15 protein-coding genes are annotated in these 15,862 nt (G+C 43.9%); 9 read left to right on the forward strand and 6 right to left on the reverse strand.

Translation table 11 applies throughout. The features are described 5' to 3' along the window. The first annotated feature begins 3 nt into the window (after positions 1 to 3). Positions 4 to 771 carry a tRNA-(ms[2]io[6]A)-hydroxylase gene (locus tag DABAL43B_RS10770; protein ID WP_145952534.1) on the forward strand — a complete coding sequence of 256 codons (768 nt, stop codon included), beginning with the start codon at positions 4 to 6 and terminating at the stop codon, positions 769 to 771. A 121-nt stretch (positions 772 to 892) separates the two neighbouring features. Here the strand turns inward: DABAL43B_RS10770 and DABAL43B_RS10775 are convergent, their stop codons facing one another. From DABAL43B_RS10775 to mtgA, 6 genes are all read right to left on the reverse strand, one after another. Next, positions 893 to 1,099, reverse strand: coding sequence for a hypothetical protein (locus DABAL43B_RS10775; protein WP_079692365.1), 207 nt, complete (start codon positions 1,097 to 1,099; stop codon positions 893 to 895). A gap of 93 nt (positions 1,100 to 1,192) precedes the next feature. After that, on the reverse strand, positions 1,193 to 1,741 hold the full coding sequence (locus DABAL43B_RS10780; RefSeq protein WP_227516679.1) for a hypothetical protein: 549 nt from the start codon (positions 1,739 to 1,741) through the stop codon (positions 1,193 to 1,195). Positions 1,742 to 1,856: 115 nt separating this feature from the next. Beyond that, positions 1,857 to 2,138 (reverse strand): hypothetical protein, encoded by a 282-nt coding sequence (locus DABAL43B_RS10785; RefSeq protein WP_079692366.1) that lies wholly within the window; start codon positions 2,136 to 2,138, stop codon positions 1,857 to 1,859. Positions 2,139 to 2,222: 84 nt separating this feature from the next. After that, complete coding sequence (locus DABAL43B_RS14270) at positions 2,223 to 2,393, reverse strand: hypothetical protein (RefSeq protein ID WP_171996348.1); 171 nt, start codon at positions 2,391 to 2,393, stop codon at positions 2,223 to 2,225. A 328-nt stretch (positions 2,394 to 2,721) separates the two neighbouring features. Beyond that, positions 2,722 to 4,977, reverse strand: a complete 2,256-nt coding sequence (ppk1, locus tag DABAL43B_RS10790) for a polyphosphate kinase 1 (RefSeq protein ID WP_413771844.1) — start codon at positions 4,975 to 4,977, stop codon at positions 2,722 to 2,724. Between the two features lie 159 nt (positions 4,978 to 5,136). After that, positions 5,137 to 5,823, reverse strand: coding sequence for a monofunctional biosynthetic peptidoglycan transglycosylase (gene mtgA, locus DABAL43B_RS10795; RefSeq protein WP_079692367.1), 687 nt, complete (start codon positions 5,821 to 5,823; stop codon positions 5,137 to 5,139). Positions 5,824 to 6,092: 269 nt separating this feature from the next. On the opposite strand from mtgA, the gene DABAL43B_RS10800 reads away from it, so the two are divergent. The 8 genes from DABAL43B_RS10800 (at position 6,093) to DABAL43B_RS10835 (ending at position 15,837) form a co-directional block, all read left to right on the forward strand. Continuing rightward, positions 6,093 to 6,401, forward strand: a complete 309-nt coding sequence (locus DABAL43B_RS10800) for a glutaredoxin family protein (RefSeq protein ID WP_079692368.1) — start codon at positions 6,093 to 6,095, stop codon at positions 6,399 to 6,401. Between the two features lie 200 nt (positions 6,402 to 6,601). After that, a complete protein-coding gene (locus DABAL43B_RS10805) occupies positions 6,602 to 8,080 on the forward strand; it encodes an FAD-linked oxidase C-terminal domain-containing protein (RefSeq protein ID WP_079692369.1) in 1,479 nt (492 codons plus the stop codon). After that, on the forward strand, positions 8,077 to 9,135 hold the full coding sequence (gene glcE / locus DABAL43B_RS10810) for a glycolate oxidase subunit GlcE (protein ID WP_079692370.1): 1,059 nt from the start codon (positions 8,077 to 8,079) through the stop codon (positions 9,133 to 9,135). The genes DABAL43B_RS10805 and glcE overlap by 4 nt, the downstream gene beginning before the upstream one ends. 26 nt (positions 9,136 to 9,161) lie before the next feature. Beyond that, complete coding sequence (gene glcF / locus DABAL43B_RS10815; RefSeq protein WP_079692371.1) at positions 9,162 to 10,370, forward strand: glycolate oxidase subunit GlcF; 1,209 nt, start codon at positions 9,162 to 9,164, stop codon at positions 10,368 to 10,370. Between the two features lie 246 nt (positions 10,371 to 10,616). After that, positions 10,617 to 12,374: an L-lactate permease gene (locus DABAL43B_RS10820; RefSeq protein WP_079692372.1), complete on the forward strand. Its 1,758-nt coding sequence runs from the start codon at positions 10,617 to 10,619 to the stop codon at positions 12,372 to 12,374. Between the two features lie 202 nt (positions 12,375 to 12,576). Next, positions 12,577 to 13,785, forward strand: coding sequence for an alpha-hydroxy acid oxidase (locus DABAL43B_RS10825; protein WP_079692373.1), 1,209 nt, complete (start codon positions 12,577 to 12,579; stop codon positions 13,783 to 13,785). 97 nt (positions 13,786 to 13,882) lie between these two features. After that, the gene (locus DABAL43B_RS10830) at positions 13,883 to 14,896 is read left to right on the forward strand and encodes a rhomboid family intramembrane serine protease (protein ID WP_079692374.1); all 1,014 of its coding nucleotides are present in this window, start codon (positions 13,883 to 13,885) and stop codon (positions 14,894 to 14,896) included. A 128-nt stretch (positions 14,897 to 15,024) separates the two neighbouring features. Beyond that, complete coding sequence (locus DABAL43B_RS10835; protein ID WP_079692375.1) at positions 15,025 to 15,837, forward strand: MipA/OmpV family protein; 813 nt, start codon at positions 15,025 to 15,027, stop codon at positions 15,835 to 15,837. Positions 15,838 to 15,862 lie beyond the last annotated feature (25 nt).

Below are 15,862 nucleotides of genomic sequence, written 5' to 3' on the forward strand. Positions count from 1 at the left end.
ACTATGACCATAAATTCGCAAAACACTTCAATAATGCAGTCGCCAATAGCTAATATTAAAGAAGACATCTTTGAAGAAAACGAAACGCAAGAAGACAATGTTAAAGAAGACAATGCCAAAGAAGACAGCGTCGATATCGGACAACTACGGCCACCTTTAAAGGTAGACCTCTCTCCTATTTATAATTTTTTGGGGGCGCGCACCACGCAAGCCTGGGTAAATGCAGCCATTGTTGACTTGCCATTGATTATTCAAGATCATGCCAATTGCGAAAAAAAGGCCGCTGGTACGGCGATGAATTTAATATTTCGCTATGAATTTTCTTATGATTTGCAGCGTAAATTGGCACAGTTGATACGTGAGGAGATGCTGCATTATGAGCAAGTGCTCGGCATTATGCATGAGCGCGGGCAAGAGTGGGAATACCTAAGTGCGGGGCGTTATGCTAAAGGTATGCTCAAACATAAGCGTACCTATGAGCCAGCAGCGATGGTAGATGTGTTGATAATAGGCGCATTTATTGAGGCGCGCTCTTGCGAACGTTTTGCTGCGCTTGCTGAGGTCATCGATGATGAGCGTTTGGCAAAATACTATCGCTATTTACTAAAGTCAGAAAGTCGCCATTTCGAAGACTATTTGGCATTGGCACAATCTTTATCCGATGATAATATTGATGAGCGGGTCGCATTATTTAAAGAGGTGGAAGCAGAGTTGATAGTTAGCCCAGATCCTGAGCTACGCTTCCATAGTGGCACCCCCTGCTTCACATAACCTATTAGATTTTGTCTTAGATAAAATAAAAAAGTGCTGCAAACAATCTATTTAGCATAGGTGTTTACAGCACTTTTTTTGTCCAAGCCTAGTCATTCAAAATTCGTTTTTATGACAGTGGTTATTTATCATCTACCATTAATGCACTATCATACTGTTTATGATCTTTTGCTACGTGATGCGGATCATGGTCAGGTGTTAATTCTTCTGCGGCGGCTGGATTGACTTTCTGCAGTGCATCATCGGGAACAATACCATCGTTATCGTCTGCGTCTTTGAGCTTATAATTTTTCTTGTCGTCTACTGCTTCATCATCTGGCGTATTCATAGCGATTCCTTATGCTCGATACTTAATGCTTAAAACTTATTATTTCTTAAGTATTTAATAAATGACTTTTATCAACTGACCATTCAAAAACTATTAATCTTTTTCATCAGGATTTAATACACGTGTTTGAGCATTATCGACGTTTGCATAGCGGTTCAAATCGTTTATAGCGGCGCTTTTAGAAGCGTCGCTAACAGTAGTATGCTCATTGATACCTTCATCAAACGCACTGCCTTCTTGGTCACGGCGATCTGGCTGACGCGCGGCATTATCGCCAGTATTAACATGCTCTGAATTTACCACTCTCTCTTGATTTACAATGCTCTCTTGAAAGGTATCAGTGCCTTTATTGGTAGTGGTGTGATTTTCAATATCATCATCAGTAGACATCACGTTATAATTATTGTGATGAATGTCTTCATGCGTATGTTTACCATGGTCTACATCATCACTGACATATCTTGTGCCAATCACTGTTTCTTGAAACGTCTCTGTACCTTTAGGTATATCGTCATGATCTGCAATATTGTTGGCAATCGTATCATGACTGCTAGCAGGAGTATCGTCATTATCAATGCCAGTACCATCAATACGAGATTTAGTTAATTGAGGATCTTTGGTTTGCATATCTTTGTTTTGCATAGTGATATCCTTATTTTTTTAACTTGTTATTTTTTTAACTTATCTTTCTTGTTTTTTTGTTAGCCATCAGATGGCTATCGACTATCTAAGATAGAACGTTCACTCATATTGAAAGCTATTCATTACCTTTTTGGCTGAGGTCATAAGCATTCAGATCGCCGACATTTTTGCCGCCATCGGGTAAATTCTCTTCCTTGCGCGGATCAGAGTAAATTTCATCGGTTTCCTGCGATTCTTGCTGCGGTCCATCGATTTCTGGATCGTGCTTGCGTCCCTCATAACTGTCTCTGGTATTATCCGGCTCTAATGCTGCTGGATCATCAATAAATACGGGTTCTTCATTATTTGGATGGGTATTGTTTGGGTGGGTATTGTTTGGATGAGTATTATTTGACATGGCCTTTTCCTCACGTTTGGTAGTCTTGTATTTATTTAAATAGTAAGTAACTCAAATGATTATGGCCGTTAGCCAAAACAATTACTATTTATCTGTACGCAAGTCATCATCAATAAAAGAAGTTTGTTCTGCTTCGCTCAATTTTGCTGGCGCATCGACTTGTTTTTTATTTTCTAAGTTTTTCTCAATTTGCTGACTATCCGCTTGCTCTGCTGCTTTTTTAATATCTGAGGTATCGTTGTTAGTATTACTCATGATGACGTTCCTGTTTTTATCGTTTATTAATGGTTGCTTAGTACTTATATGTTCAGTGGTTATCAGCCGTCCCTAACTTATTGAGCTTATATTTACCCAACAACGATAAGACTGACTTTGATTATAAGTAGAAGTTTCGGTATCTCACCAGTGTACTGCGGTATCAATATGTGAATAAGTGTGAGGTTACAAGCCGGTTTGTAACTTATTGGCTGCATTTATCAGCATAAAAAAACCAAGCGTAGAGTGACATCTACGCTTGGCTTTTATTTTAACTGGACATTTTGATGCGATTAATAGGTCTCTGAGAGAGTATTAACCAAGTTAACTAGACAGGCTCACCCACTCCATTAATCATTTTTAACAAATGCTCCTGGGCAATATGTGGCAGCTCACCTGCTGCTGGCGCATTCTGTTTCCAAACACCATCACCGCTGAGCGTCCACGCTTGCGTGTTGTCTTGAAGATAATTTAATAAGCCATCTTGATAAATCTGCTTAGACAGTTTTTTATCTTCAATCGGAAACGCAACCTCTACGCGATGGAATAAGTTACGGTCCATCCAGTCGGCACTGCCGCAATACAGACGCTCATCACCATCATTATGAAAATAGTAAATGCGGGTGTGCTCCAAAAAGCGACCGATGACCGAGCGCACCGTGATGTTTTCAGACAGACCTTTTACTTGCGGACGTAGACAGCACATCGAGCGTAAAATCAGCTCGATTTTGACCCCCGCTTGTGAGGCGTCATATAGCTTATCAATCAAACGACGTTCGGTTAAAGCGTTCACTTTTATAATAATATGGGCGCGCTTGCCAGCTTTGGCATAAGCAATTTCATCATCAATAAAGCCCATCAATTTATCATGCAAAGTAAATGGCGCATGTAAGAGCTTTTTGAGGTTAGCAGGTTTACCCATACCGGTAAGCTCATTAAAAATCTTATGAACGTCTTCAGAGATATCAGGGTCAGCACTGAATAACCCATAGTCAGTATAAACTTTGGCATTGGCTGCATGATAATTACCGGTACCTAGATGTACGTAACGGCGGATTTTATCATTCTCACGACGCACGATGAGCATGAGCTTGGCATGGGTCTTATAACCGACAATACCGTATACCACGACCGCGCCTGCTTCTTGCAGATAATTGGCCACTGCGATGTTTGAAGCCTCATCAAAGCGCGCACGTAACTCGATGACGGCAGTGACTTCTTTGCCATTCCGAGCGGCAGCTGCAAGCGCTTGAACAATCTCTGAATTGGTCCCTGAGCGATATAGTGTTTGCTTGATAGCCAAAACTTTTGGGTCGTTGGCAGCTTGCCATAGTAGATTTACTACTGGTGAAAAGGCATGAAAAGGATGATGAACTAAAACATCGCCTTTACGCATAGCGGCGAACATACTGGTGGTTTTATCAAGCTTATCAAAATCACGGCGAAAGGGCTTAGGAACGATATGAGTAAACGGCTTATAGCGCAGCGCTGGAATATTAAAATCAAATAGCAGTCGCGTTAAGTTCACGGGTCCATTAACACGGTAGAGCTGGTTATCATGTAGATCAAACTCATCGAGTAGATAATCACTAATAGGCGTCGGACATTCTGTAGTGACCTCAAGGCGTACCTTGTCACCAAAGCGGCGGTTTTCAAGCTCGCCTTCCAGTGCCTTGGCGATATCTTCAACATCATCTGCCAAGTCTAAATCAGCATTACGTGTGAGCCTAAATTGATGACAACCGGTAACGTTGACTCCCGGAAACAGCTCACCAACGTGCTCATGAATCACTGCTGACAGCATAATATGATGCTCTTTGCCACCTGTCAGCTCATCAGGTAGGCGAATCACACGCGGCAAACTACGCGGTGCAGGGACAATAGCCAGATTGATATCACGACCAAAGGCATCTTTACCGTCTAAAGTGGCGATAAAGTTTAAGCTTTTATTCACCAGACGCGGAAAGGGATGCGCCGGATCGATGCTAATTGGGGTCAATACTGGGGATACTTGCTCAATAAAATAACGCTTCATCCATGCTGATTGCTCGGCATTAAGCTCATCACGTTTTAAATAACGAATGTCTTCAAGCGCCAGCGCTGGCAAAATATCTTCATTCAAAATACGGTATTGCTCATCGATGGCATCATGGGTCACCGCTGATATTTCATTAAGGATTTCACTGGGGCGCATACCGTGAACACTGGTCGATACATCACCTAGATTTAGTTTTTGCATAATACCTGCAACGCGAATCTCAAAAAACTCATCTAAATTCGATGAAAAAATCATCAAAAAGAATAGACGTTCAAGTAAAGGATGGCGAGGATCTGCCGCTTGTGCTAAAACGCGCAGATGAAACTGCAATAAAGACAAGTCGCGATTGATATAACTGCTAGGTGAATAGCTACCATCCTCCGAGCGTTGCCACTCAACCTCAGTTAAGTTAGGGCTACTATCGATAAGAAGATTGTTTATTTTCACAGCATTATTTGTGCCGCTCTCTGTATTGATATCATGGACGTCATGATTGGCCTCAATAATGTCATCAATCTTATGACTCGTATTGTGCTTACTATTCATCTCTGCCACGTTATTACTCCTTTATCATTATCGATATGCCATCATCTTTTATATTTGTCTTTATACTAAACGTCTCTTCTAACTTATCATTGTTATTTTTTATAAAATTGACTGCTACACCTCAAACCTACTGCCATTTGATTGCGTTCAATTAGCACTCTAAGCAGATTGTGGCAATACGGCATTTTTCATACGTTTTTTAATGATACGTTGTTTATTACGCAGGCGTTTGTCGCCTTGATTGTCTTCATAATATTTTGGATTGGTCAGCATTGCGATCAGTAAGGCTGATTCATCACGGTTCAGGTTGGCAGCTGATTTATCAAAATAATGCTGGGCTGCTGCCTCGACACCATAAACACCATTACCAAACTCCGCCACATTTAAATAAGCGGTTAAGATACGCTGCTTATCCCACAAGGTTTCAATCATCAATGTGATAATAGCCTCTTCGGCTTTACGTGTATAAGAGCGATGCGAGGTTAAAAACAGGTTTTTAGCCAATTGTTGGGTGATGGTTGAGCCACCTGCTGACATTTTACCAGTCGCTTCATTTTTCTTTTGTGCCGCTTTAATGCCCTTAAAATCAAAACCATCATGTTGGCTAAACGTTGAGTCTTCACTCACAATCGCCGCTTGCTTGGCAGACTTGGCAATCTGATCATATTCAACCCAAGTTTGGGTAACATCACCACCCGTCAAACGATGGGTCAGCATAAACATACTGTTATTAATCGGCTGGGTTTTCCAAATTAACAGTAGTCCGGCGACTAACACATGGAATGCGACGACCAATACCATAAAGGCCAAAATCAGTCGTTTGATAAATTTGCCAAAACTTGCCATGCGTGATATCCAAGTGATCGAAAAGATAATAAGATGAAGTAAGGAGCTGTCAGTAAAAAGCTGTCAGACAGTAGTTATGAACCGATAGCTATAAATCGATGATTATGAATCAGCAATGATAAATAGCAGCTCATCTTACCTAATCTCACAATCGCTGTCATTATTTACCCCACTTCTTTATCATGTCATAAAGGTTGAGCGATATTGACGTTTTTGATTGAAGTCTGAAAACAGGCACTTTGCAACAAGTATTAAATAAGAGAATCAATATGCAGGATGATAATAATATAACAGCATTACGGGCACGTATGATTGAAGCACAGCCCCAACTCGGCACTGCTATAAATCTTGATAAATGGTGGTTACTTGGGACTTCTGGCTGTCACTTATGTGACATCGCTGAGCAACTTATCATACAGTTTCAAGCGGTACAGCCTATTATTTATCAACATGTCGATATCGCCGATTTTGATGAGCTTCTCATGATGGAATTTGCCACTACTATCCCCGTGATACTGACGCCATCCAAACGTTTAAATTATCCATTTTCCGTTCTAGATTTGCAGCGTTTATTGTAACCCTACCAACGACTGCTCGCTTATTTAACACACCTGTGAAACAAACTTAATTCCTACTAATTTAAAACATTACATCTCATTTTATTCATTTTTAGCCAATATATTGATAGCTAACCTTTCCTGTTTTTGTTATAAGTTTAAGGTCGTCTGTATAATAATGCAGTGAGTATCGACAATTTAGTGAGCAAAGGAATGCCACCATGAATCAGATCCTAAGACCTGACAAAGCTACTCTAGTAGAGCTGTTTCGCGATTTTATTGAGCCTCAATACGTGATCAATGATGAGGAGACTCAAAAGCCTTTTGAGTGTGATGGCTTATCGGTGTATTGCGATATGCCGCTCATTACGGTGCTACCAAAAACTGTTGAACAAGTTTGCGAGGTGATGCGAATCTGTTATCGCTATCAAATCCCTGTGGTGGCGCGCGGTGCCGGTACGGGTTTGTGTGCAGGCGCGATGCCCAACCCTGATGGCGTCTTATTGGTATTGTCCCGATTCAAGCATATCCTTGATATTGACCCGCTTGCCCGTAGCGCGCGTTTGCAGCCAGGTGTCCGCAACCTTGCTATTAGTGAGGCGGCTAGTCAATATGGCTTGTACTATGGCCCAGACCCCTCCTCACAGATTGCCTGCTCCATCGGTGGCAACGTCGCCGAAAACTCAGGCGGCGTCCATTGTCTCAAATATGGTCTGACCACTCATAACTTGTTAAAAGTTGAGATGGTCACAGTCGAAGGAGATCTCATTACTATTGGTAGTGAAGGTCTTGATAGCAATGGCTTTGACTTGATGGCTTTGATTACCGGCTCTGAGGGTCTACTTGGGGTAATTACTGAAGTGACGGTCAAGCTGCTACCTAGCCCTGAAAAGGCTCAGGTCATTATGGCCGCTTTTGATAACGTTCAGACCGCAGGAGACGCGGTCGGCGGCGTGATTGCCAAAGGTATTATTCCAGCTGGACTTGAGATGATGGACAGTCCAGCCATCATAGCCGCCGAAGCGTTTGCTCATGCAGGCTACCCAATTGACGCCCAAGCATTGCTGCTGTGTGAGTTAGATGGTAGCGAGGCAGAAGTTCAAGAACAGATTGCAGAGGTTGAGCAGCTATTTATCGAGCTTGGCGCAACCACAACGCGTGTCTCACAAAGTGAGGCGGAGCGCGCCTTATTGTGGAAAGGTCGAAAATCTGCATTCCCCGCTGTCGGAAGAATATCCCCTGACTACTACTGCATGGATGGCACCATTCCGCGTAGCCAACTTGCCCACGTCCTAACAGAAATGCAAAAACTCTCAGAGCAATACGGTCTGCGCGTCGCCAACGTGTTCCATGCTGGGGACGGCAATTTGCACCCGCTTATCTTATTCGATGCTAATGTCCCAGGAGAGCTTGAGCGCACTGAAGAGTTTGGCAGCCGTATTTTAGAGCTTTGCGTCAAGGTGGGCGGCTGCATAACTGGTGAGCATGGGGTTGGGGTCGAAAAAATCCGCCAAATGACGATTCAGTTTAACGATCAAGAGTTGACACAATTTCATGCAATCAAGCACGCCTTTGATCCAATTGGTACGCTAAATCCAGGTAAGGGCATTCCAGTGCTCAAGCGCTGTCAAGAGTACCGTACGCTTGACAGACCACAACACAACCATGACTCTCAACCACAGCAAGGAGATCTGGCATGACAGACATCAGTCAAGAGCTGATTGCGCGGGTAAGACAAGCCAGCCATGACGGCACAGCACTACAGATCGTGGGCGGGGGCAGCAAGCAATTTATGGGACGTGAGCCAATAGGCGATCCCATCAGTCTTAGCGAGCACAAAGGCATCATCAGTTATGAGCCGATCGAATTGGTACTGACCGCCCGTGCTGGAACCCCAATTAATGAGATTAATAGCGCCTTGGCAGAACACAATCAGTGCTTAGCATTTGAGCCACCGACATTTAACGGACAAGCAACCTTGGGCGGCACATTGGCCTGCCATTTATCAGGCCCAGCAAGACCTTGGAGCGGCTCAATAAGAGACCATGTTTTAGGTATTCGCCTGATTAATGGCCGCGCAGAAGAACTGCGCTTCGGCGGTCAGGTGATGAAAAACGTCGCCGGTTATGATGTCTCACGGATGCAAGCAGGCGCTATGGGCACTTTGGGTATCATTACTGAAGTCAGTCTAAAAGTCATGCCTCAGCCTGCCACCACTGTCACTATCAAGCAGGAGATGGACGCTGCGACGGCAATTGAGACCATGAATCGTCTCTCAGGACAATCCAACCCCTTAACGGGAGCTTGTTGGTTCGACAATCATTTGTATTTGCGCTTGGCAGGCGCACGAAGTGCTGTAGATAGTACCGTCAGCCAGTGGCAAGGTGCGGCTTTAGAGGATACAGATGCGTTTTGGTCAACGCTCCGTGAGCAGCAATTGGATTATTTCTTAGACGCGTCCTCATTGTGGCGGTTTTCTGTCAAAAGTAGCGCGGCGCATATGCTACCAGAGGAAGATTGGCTGTTTGATTGGGGAGGTTCGCAGCGCTGGCTTCGTGGCGACTTTACCGTGGAAAAACTAGAAGCGCTCGCCGAGGCCGCAGGTGGTCAGGTCAGCCTTTATCGCGGTGGTGACAGGAGTCAGGAGGTCTTTCATACTCAGTCTGAGTCGCTCCAAAAGCTCCACCAGCGCCTCAAACATGCCTTTGATCCGAATGGGGTTTTCAATCCCAATCGTTTATACAGCTGGATGTAAATTGGCTCGATGACAAGGAAGTCATAATGCGAACTCAAATCAATGTAAAATATCTGGATCACCCAGATATTCAAGAAGCCGACGATATTTTGCGCACTTGCGTTCACTGTGGATTTTGTAATGCCACATGTCCGACGTATCAAGAGCTTGGCGATGAGCGTGACGGCCCTCGCGGTCGTATTTATTTACTAAAACAAATGCTTGAAACCGGTGATGTCAGCGAAAAATCCCAACTTCATTTAGACCGCTGTTTGACTTGTCGTAGCTGCGAGACCACTTGCCCCTCTGGGGTAAAATATGGTCGCTTGGCTGAAATCGGCCGCGATATTATGGAAAAACAGGTATCGCGACCTGCTGATCAAAGACTCAAACGCTGGCTTATCAGAAAGATACTGCCCTATCCGCACCGATTTGGGTTTCTTTTACGACTCGGACAATTGTTTCGCTCTTTTTTACCACGCGACTTAAAAGCCCAAGTCCCTGTTAAGCAAATCACCCGCCCGCGACCCTCGCAGCAACATTCGCGGCAAATGCTGGTGCTAGAGGGCTGCGCTCAACCTTCTGCCACCCCCAATACCAACAATGCCGCTGCCCGAGTACTTGATAAGCTAGGCATCAGCTTGATTGCTGCGCCAGATGCTGGATGTTGCGGCGCTGTGAGCTACCACATACCAGCCCATGAAAAAGGGCTTATGTTCATGCGGCGCAACATAGATGCGTGGTGGCCATATATCGAAGCTGGGGCTGAAGCCATTGTTATCAGTGCCTCAGGCTGCGGCTCGATGGTCAAAGAGTACGGCGAAAAACTCAAACATGACGACGCTTATGCGGCTAAAGCCAAACGTATTAGTGCGCTGACCCGAGACCTGAGCGAGATTTTAATCAAAGAGAACCTAGAGAAGTTGGTAGTGAAACAGACGAATCGCAAGACCGCTGTCCACTGCCCATGCTCGCTACAGCACGCTCAGCAGTTGGGCGGTCATGTTGAGCAGATTTTGCAACGCGCTGGGATTGAGCTCTCTAAAACCCAAAACGGACATTTATGCTGCGGCTCTGCTGGCACCTACTCGCTCCTTCAACCTAAGCTGAGCCAGCAATTACTCACCAATAAAATCATCGACCTTACCATCGATAACCCAGATCAGATTGTGACGGCCAACATCGGATGCCAACTGCATTTAGGCAGCCATGCGTCCGTCCCAGTCAAGCATTGGATCGAATTGTTAGACCCATAATAAAACCAACTATAATGAGTTGAATTGATTGTAAAGGACAATCATAATCAGCTCTTAGTCACTGTAACAAAGAATACAAGGTCTCACCTAAGTTTTGAAATAATTTCTTTATCGCCATTTGAATGACGCCCTCAGTACCAGAAAATTATGGGCTTCTTTTGGCTTAATACCTATAAAGAAAAGAGAAATGTCCTTCAATGATATTTCACAGATGACTTCAACTACATATACCAAGGAAGGTTTATTATGTACACTTTTTTGGCCTTAGCGCCTATTTTGGTCGTCCTCGTTTTGCTTGTAATTTTGCGGCTTCCTGCCAAGATTTCTATGGGCGTTGCATATTTAGTAACTGCGCTATTAGCATTGTTCGTTTGGCAAGCCAGTGGTGCCCAAGTAGCAGCCGCTACTGTAAACGGCATCATCGTCGCACTCACACTTTTGTTTATTGTATTTGCCGCTATTTTATTGCTGAATACTTTAAAGGAAGGAGGTGCTATTGTCGCTATCCGTAAAGGCTTTATGGATATCTCACCCGATAGACGCATTCAAGTTATCATTGTGGCGTGGTTATTTTGCTCGATGGTAGAAGGCTCATCAGGATTTGGTACGCCATCTGCTATCGGTGCACCGTTGTTGTTGGCTTTAGGTTTCCCAGCGATGGCATCGGTTATGGCTGTGTTAATTATTCAGTCGACGCCCGTATCATTTGGTGCCGTTGGTACGCCAGTATTACTTGGCGTTTGGACCGGTATCAATGATAAGCAAGACATAACGCAAGCGATTGCGCCACTCTCAGCTGAAAACTATCTATTACAAATTACGGGTAACATCGGTCTGATACATGCGCTGGTGGGTTTTTTAATTCCGTTACTTTTGAGTGGATTTTTGACCCGGTTCTTTGGTAAAAATCGTTCCTTCGTTGAAGGGCTCAAAGTATGGCCTTTTGCAATTTTTGCTGGTCTCAGCTTTACCGTCCCTTATTTTTTAGTGGCTAAATACCTAGGTCCTGAGTTCCCATCATTGGTTGGCGGTTTTATTGGTCTTATGATTGTGCTTCCTGCAGCAAAGCGCGGCTTTTTGATGCCTAAAGATACTTTCGATTTTGCGCCACGCGCTAAATGGGATAAAGACTGGCTTGGCTCATTACCTGAAGAAAAGTATGATGATTCCATTGCACCAAGATTTTCTTTAGTTCGGGCATTTTCTCCTTATCTCATCGTTATTGGCCTATTGATCATCACTCGAGTCATTGCACCGCTTAAAGCATTCTTGACTGGAGATTTGACCACTATAGAATTTACCAATCTTTTTGGTACGACTATTTCCAGTAAAGTACAACTTGCCTACTCTCCAGGCACCATTCTCATTATTGCTTCCTTAATTTGTATCTTATTGTTCAAAATGAACGGACAAGCCGTAAAACGTAGTTGGAGTAGTTCCGCAAAAACCATGGTAGCCGCCGCACCAGCCCTGCTGTTTTCGGTACCTATGGTACAAGTATTCATCAACTCCGGGTCAGCTGCTGAAGTAGTAAATTCGCTACCCGCTATGCCCATATTACTGGCTGAGAGTGCCGCTGGTGCATTTCAAAATGCCTGGCCACTCGTGTCTCCGTGGATTGGCGCGATGGGTGCATTCATTGCGGGCTCTAATACTGTCAGTAATATGATGTTCTCTTACTTCCAGTGGTCAACCGCTAGTCAAATTGGTTTCGATACCAACCTTGCTGCACAAGTAGTAGCACTACAAGCGGTAGGCGGCGCAGCTGGTAATATGATTGCGGTACATAACGTCGTTGCTGCTTGCGCGGTGGTTGGTCTGATGGATAAAGAAGGCTATGTCATTCGCAAAACCTTAGTAGCAATGACATACTATGTTATTCAGGCAGGACTGATCGGTATGGGTATTATTTTCGGTCAAATGTGGTGGTGGATCTTGGCTGTCATTTGGCCAATCGCATTTTTTGGAATTATGGCCATAACGAGTAAAAAAGCCATTGCTTAACATGAGCTAGCTATAATAGTAAACTAGTTTAATCCTATGAATCCACAATCAGCACTCAAACTGACGCTATTATATTAATTGTGATAGCGTCAGTTTTATTTCATGGTTAAAATAGTATCACTCAATAATCAACGACAGAACAGTAATGACCACAACATCATAATTAATAAACGGTTACCAAATAAGCATCAAGGAAGACCTTATGAAAAATTTGAGCAAAATTACTGAAATTGAAGATTTACGCCGTGTCGCCGAGCGCAAAGTACCACGCATGTTTTATGATTATGTCGACTCAGGCTCATGGACCGAGACCACCTATCGTAATAATGAAACTGACTTTGACCGTATCAAACTGCGTCAGCGGGTATTGGTCAATATGGAAGGACGCTCACTTACCACCGAAATGTTGGGCACGCCAGTAAAAATGCCGGTTGCGATTGCGCCAACAGGCTTTACTGGCATGATGTGGGCAGATGGAGAAATCCTCGCGGCACAGGCAGCAGAAAAATTTGGCGTACCGTTTTCACTATCGACTATGAGTATTTGCTCTATTGAAGATGTGGCAGAACATACCAGCCAGCCGTTTTGGTTTCAGCTATATATGATGCGCGATATGGACTTTATAGCCAATTTGATTCGCCGTGCCAAAGAAGCCAATTGTTCAGCGTTAATCCTGACCGCCGACTTACAAGTACTCGGCCAACGTCATAAAGACATCAAAAACGGTCTATCTGCGCCACCAAAACCAACGCTTGCCAATATCTTAAATCTGATGACCAAGCCAGAATGGTGTATGAATATGCTGGGTACCAAGCGTCGCACTTTTGGTAATATCGTCGGTCACGCTAAAAACGTCGAAGATATCTCATCGCTATCAGCATGGACAGCTGAGCAGTTTGATCCTGCGCTGAGCTGGGATGATGTCGCTCGTATTAAAGACATGTGGGGTGGTAAGCTAATTATTAAAGGTATCATGGAGCCAGAAGATGCCGTACTGGCAGCTCGTAGCGGTGCCGATGCGCTAGTGGTTTCCAATCATGGTGGACGCCAATTAGATGGTGCGCCCTCTTCCATTTCATCCCTAGCCGATATCGTACAAGCGGTGCGAGCTGAGGAAAGTCAGATTGAGATTTGGCTCGATAGTGGTATTCGCTCCGGTCAGGATGTACTTAAAGCGATGGCGCTTGGGGCAAATGGCACGATGATTGGTCGCGCATTCTTATATGGTCTTGGCGCGTATGGCGAAGATGGCGTGCGCCGAGCGCTTGAGCTGATTTATAACGAATGTGATATCAGCATGGCGTTTTGTGGTCATACCGATATCAATGAAGTGCGCGATGATATCTTAGTCAAAGGTACCTACGAGCATCTTAAAACTGCCTTGCCTTACGTAGCACCTATGCGCTGGTAAGTGTAGATAAGATAGCCGCTAGACTGGTTGGTCGCTTTCTTTATACTATCCATACCCTTTATACTCTACCTATATTCTTTGATTGATATCTCGTTTTATGACTATCCAGCAGCTGTTTAAAACCGCACCGGTCACTACTTTACTATTAATCAGCTTTATCGGACTGTATATCGTACAAGTGCTGACTGGCGTCGATGCCAATAATCCATCGACTGAGGCGCTGATAAAATGGGGTGCCAATGCGCTGCCCTACACCATGGACAGCGAGCCGTGGCGCTTGGTCAGTAGCGCGTTTTTGCACATTGGTTTGATGCACTTATTGTTCAATGGTTTTGCCATGTATTTCTTTGGCCAGATTGCCGAGCCCATGTTTGGTTCTGCTAAGTTTTTAGCATTATTTTTACTGGCGGCAATCGGTGGCAGCTTACTTAATAACTACGTCACGTGGCAGGGTATTTTGGATGGTACTGGACAACCCGGTATATCGGCGGGTGCGTCTGGCGGCATCATGGGTATTGGTGCGGCACTATTGATCGCCGCGCTGTTTAAGATATCGGTCAATGGCATGGTGCTCAATTTAAAAAGCCTGATATTGATCATGGGCATCAACCTTGTGTATGGTTTTGCCGTACCGGGTATCGATAATGCTGGACATATTGGTGGCGCGATTACCGGACTCATCATTGCACTGGCTTTCGCAATTGCTTACCGTCAGCGCATGGCAGCTGTTATACAGAATACTGCCATTAATCAAAGTAATTATTTACCGCATTATCAAAGTGAGCAACAAGACGAATACCACACCACTTATATTAATATGCCAGTGAATAACGATACTGGTTTTAATAACGATTCTAATTTGAATGATGCTCGTTTAAATAATGCCAGTTTGTATAATGAGAGTCATGTGGATAATAATATTGGTGTAAACTCAAACATCAATATCATCCCTAATTATCCGATTCTAAGCGCAGAAAAAACCCCGCCTAAATCTATGCTTATTTGGCAATTGCTGCCATGGCTAGTGATGCTACTTCTTAGTATTGGCTTTATTTGGTGGTGGCAAGATATTCATCAGCAGATATTACAAGTACTAGCAGCCATTGAGTAAGGTGGCTGAGTAAAGCATCACCGTTATTTATTATTGTTAAAAGGTTCGATCGCTCACACAAATTAATTTTGGCTTTCCTTACTCGACTATTTTTACCCATCTATTCTACCCACTTATGAGAGCAAATCATGTTTAAATCATCAGCGCTATCCAATTCCGCTACGCGCACTTTGCTTGGCGCACTAACGGCTACTGCCTTATTTAGTGTCTCCAGCCTATCGAATGCTGCTCTATTTAATAAAAACCTGCCGACTGATCCAGACGCTCAACTAAGTGTCGGCGTCAACGTCCTAGCGGTAAATTCAGCCTATGACTTGGAAGATAGTACTGATGTGCTGGTATTACCGGGTGTGTTTTATGATAATAATAGAATATATGCGCGCGGTGCTCAAGCTGGTGCTTATATCATTAATGATGGCACCAATCAGTTAGCTGCTTACGCTCAGCTGGCTGGTAGCGAGTTTGACCCTGATGATGCCAATGGTGCACTTCAAGGTCTTGATAAGCGTAAAGCATCTGCTGCTGCAGGTTTAAGTTATCAGCGCCGTACTCCGATTGGTGCCTTTCGCGTCCAATATGCGACTGATATTTTAGATAATAGTGGTGGAAATACTGCTCGCTTGTCTTATCTTGCCAAAATCACCAAAAACAAGATAACGGTCTATCCAAGCGTTGGATTTGAGTATCATGATAACGACTACAATCAATATTATTACGGCGTGAGCGATACAGAATCAACGAAAACAGGCATTGCAGCTTATACTGCCAATTCAAGCCTAAATCCATATATCAATATTAGTGCCAACTATGATTTTAATGAGCGCTTTGCAGGATTCTTTAATCAAAGCTTAAGCTACCTGCCAAACGAGCAATATGACAGTCCAATGGTTGACTCACGTACTGACTCAACGACGACGCTTGGGTTGCTTTATAAGTTTTAGAACTTAAGAAAGAATGATGAGAAAA

This window comes from Psychrobacter sp. DAB_AL43B (genome assembly GCF_900168255.1).
Taxonomy (GTDB): Bacteria; Pseudomonadota; Gammaproteobacteria; order Pseudomonadales; family Moraxellaceae; genus Psychrobacter.

What these genes read in the sequence shown, in the direction of transcription:
- DABAL43B_RS10770 (WP_145952534.1), top strand. Translation starts at nt 4, where the DNA reads ATGACCATAAATTCGCAAAACACTTCAATAATGCAGTCGCCAATAGCT.
- DABAL43B_RS10775 (WP_079692365.1), bottom strand. Translation starts at nt 1,099, where the DNA reads ATGAATACGCCAGATGATGAAGCAGTAGACGACAAGAAAAATTATAAG.
- DABAL43B_RS10780 (WP_227516679.1), bottom strand. Translation starts at nt 1,741, where the DNA reads ATGCAAAACAAAGATATGCAAACCAAAGATCCTCAATTAACTAAATCT.
- DABAL43B_RS10785 (WP_079692366.1), bottom strand. Translation starts at nt 2,138, where the DNA reads ATGTCAAATAATACTCATCCAAACAATACCCACCCAAACAATACCCAT.
- DABAL43B_RS14270 (WP_171996348.1), bottom strand. Translation starts at nt 2,393, where the DNA reads ATGAGTAATACTAACAACGATACCTCAGATATTAAAAAAGCAGCAGAG.
- ppk1 (WP_413771844.1), bottom strand. Translation starts at nt 4,977, where the DNA reads ATGAATAGTAAGCACAATACGAGTCATAAGATTGATGACATTATTGAG.
- mtgA (WP_079692367.1), bottom strand. Translation starts at nt 5,823, where the DNA reads ATGGCAAGTTTTGGCAAATTTATCAAACGACTGATTTTGGCCTTTATG.
- DABAL43B_RS10800 (WP_079692368.1), top strand. Translation starts at nt 6,093, where the DNA reads ATGCAGGATGATAATAATATAACAGCATTACGGGCACGTATGATTGAA.
- DABAL43B_RS10805 (WP_079692369.1), top strand. Translation starts at nt 6,602, where the DNA reads ATGAATCAGATCCTAAGACCTGACAAAGCTACTCTAGTAGAGCTGTTT.
- glcE (WP_079692370.1), top strand. Translation starts at nt 8,077, where the DNA reads ATGACAGACATCAGTCAAGAGCTGATTGCGCGGGTAAGACAAGCCAGC.
- glcF (WP_079692371.1), top strand. Translation starts at nt 9,162, where the DNA reads ATGCGAACTCAAATCAATGTAAAATATCTGGATCACCCAGATATTCAA.
- DABAL43B_RS10820 (WP_079692372.1), top strand. Translation starts at nt 10,617, where the DNA reads ATGTACACTTTTTTGGCCTTAGCGCCTATTTTGGTCGTCCTCGTTTTG.
- DABAL43B_RS10825 (WP_079692373.1), top strand. Translation starts at nt 12,577, where the DNA reads ATGAAAAATTTGAGCAAAATTACTGAAATTGAAGATTTACGCCGTGTC.
- DABAL43B_RS10830 (WP_079692374.1), top strand. Translation starts at nt 13,883, where the DNA reads ATGACTATCCAGCAGCTGTTTAAAACCGCACCGGTCACTACTTTACTA.
- DABAL43B_RS10835 (WP_079692375.1), top strand. Translation starts at nt 15,025, where the DNA reads ATGTTTAAATCATCAGCGCTATCCAATTCCGCTACGCGCACTTTGCTT.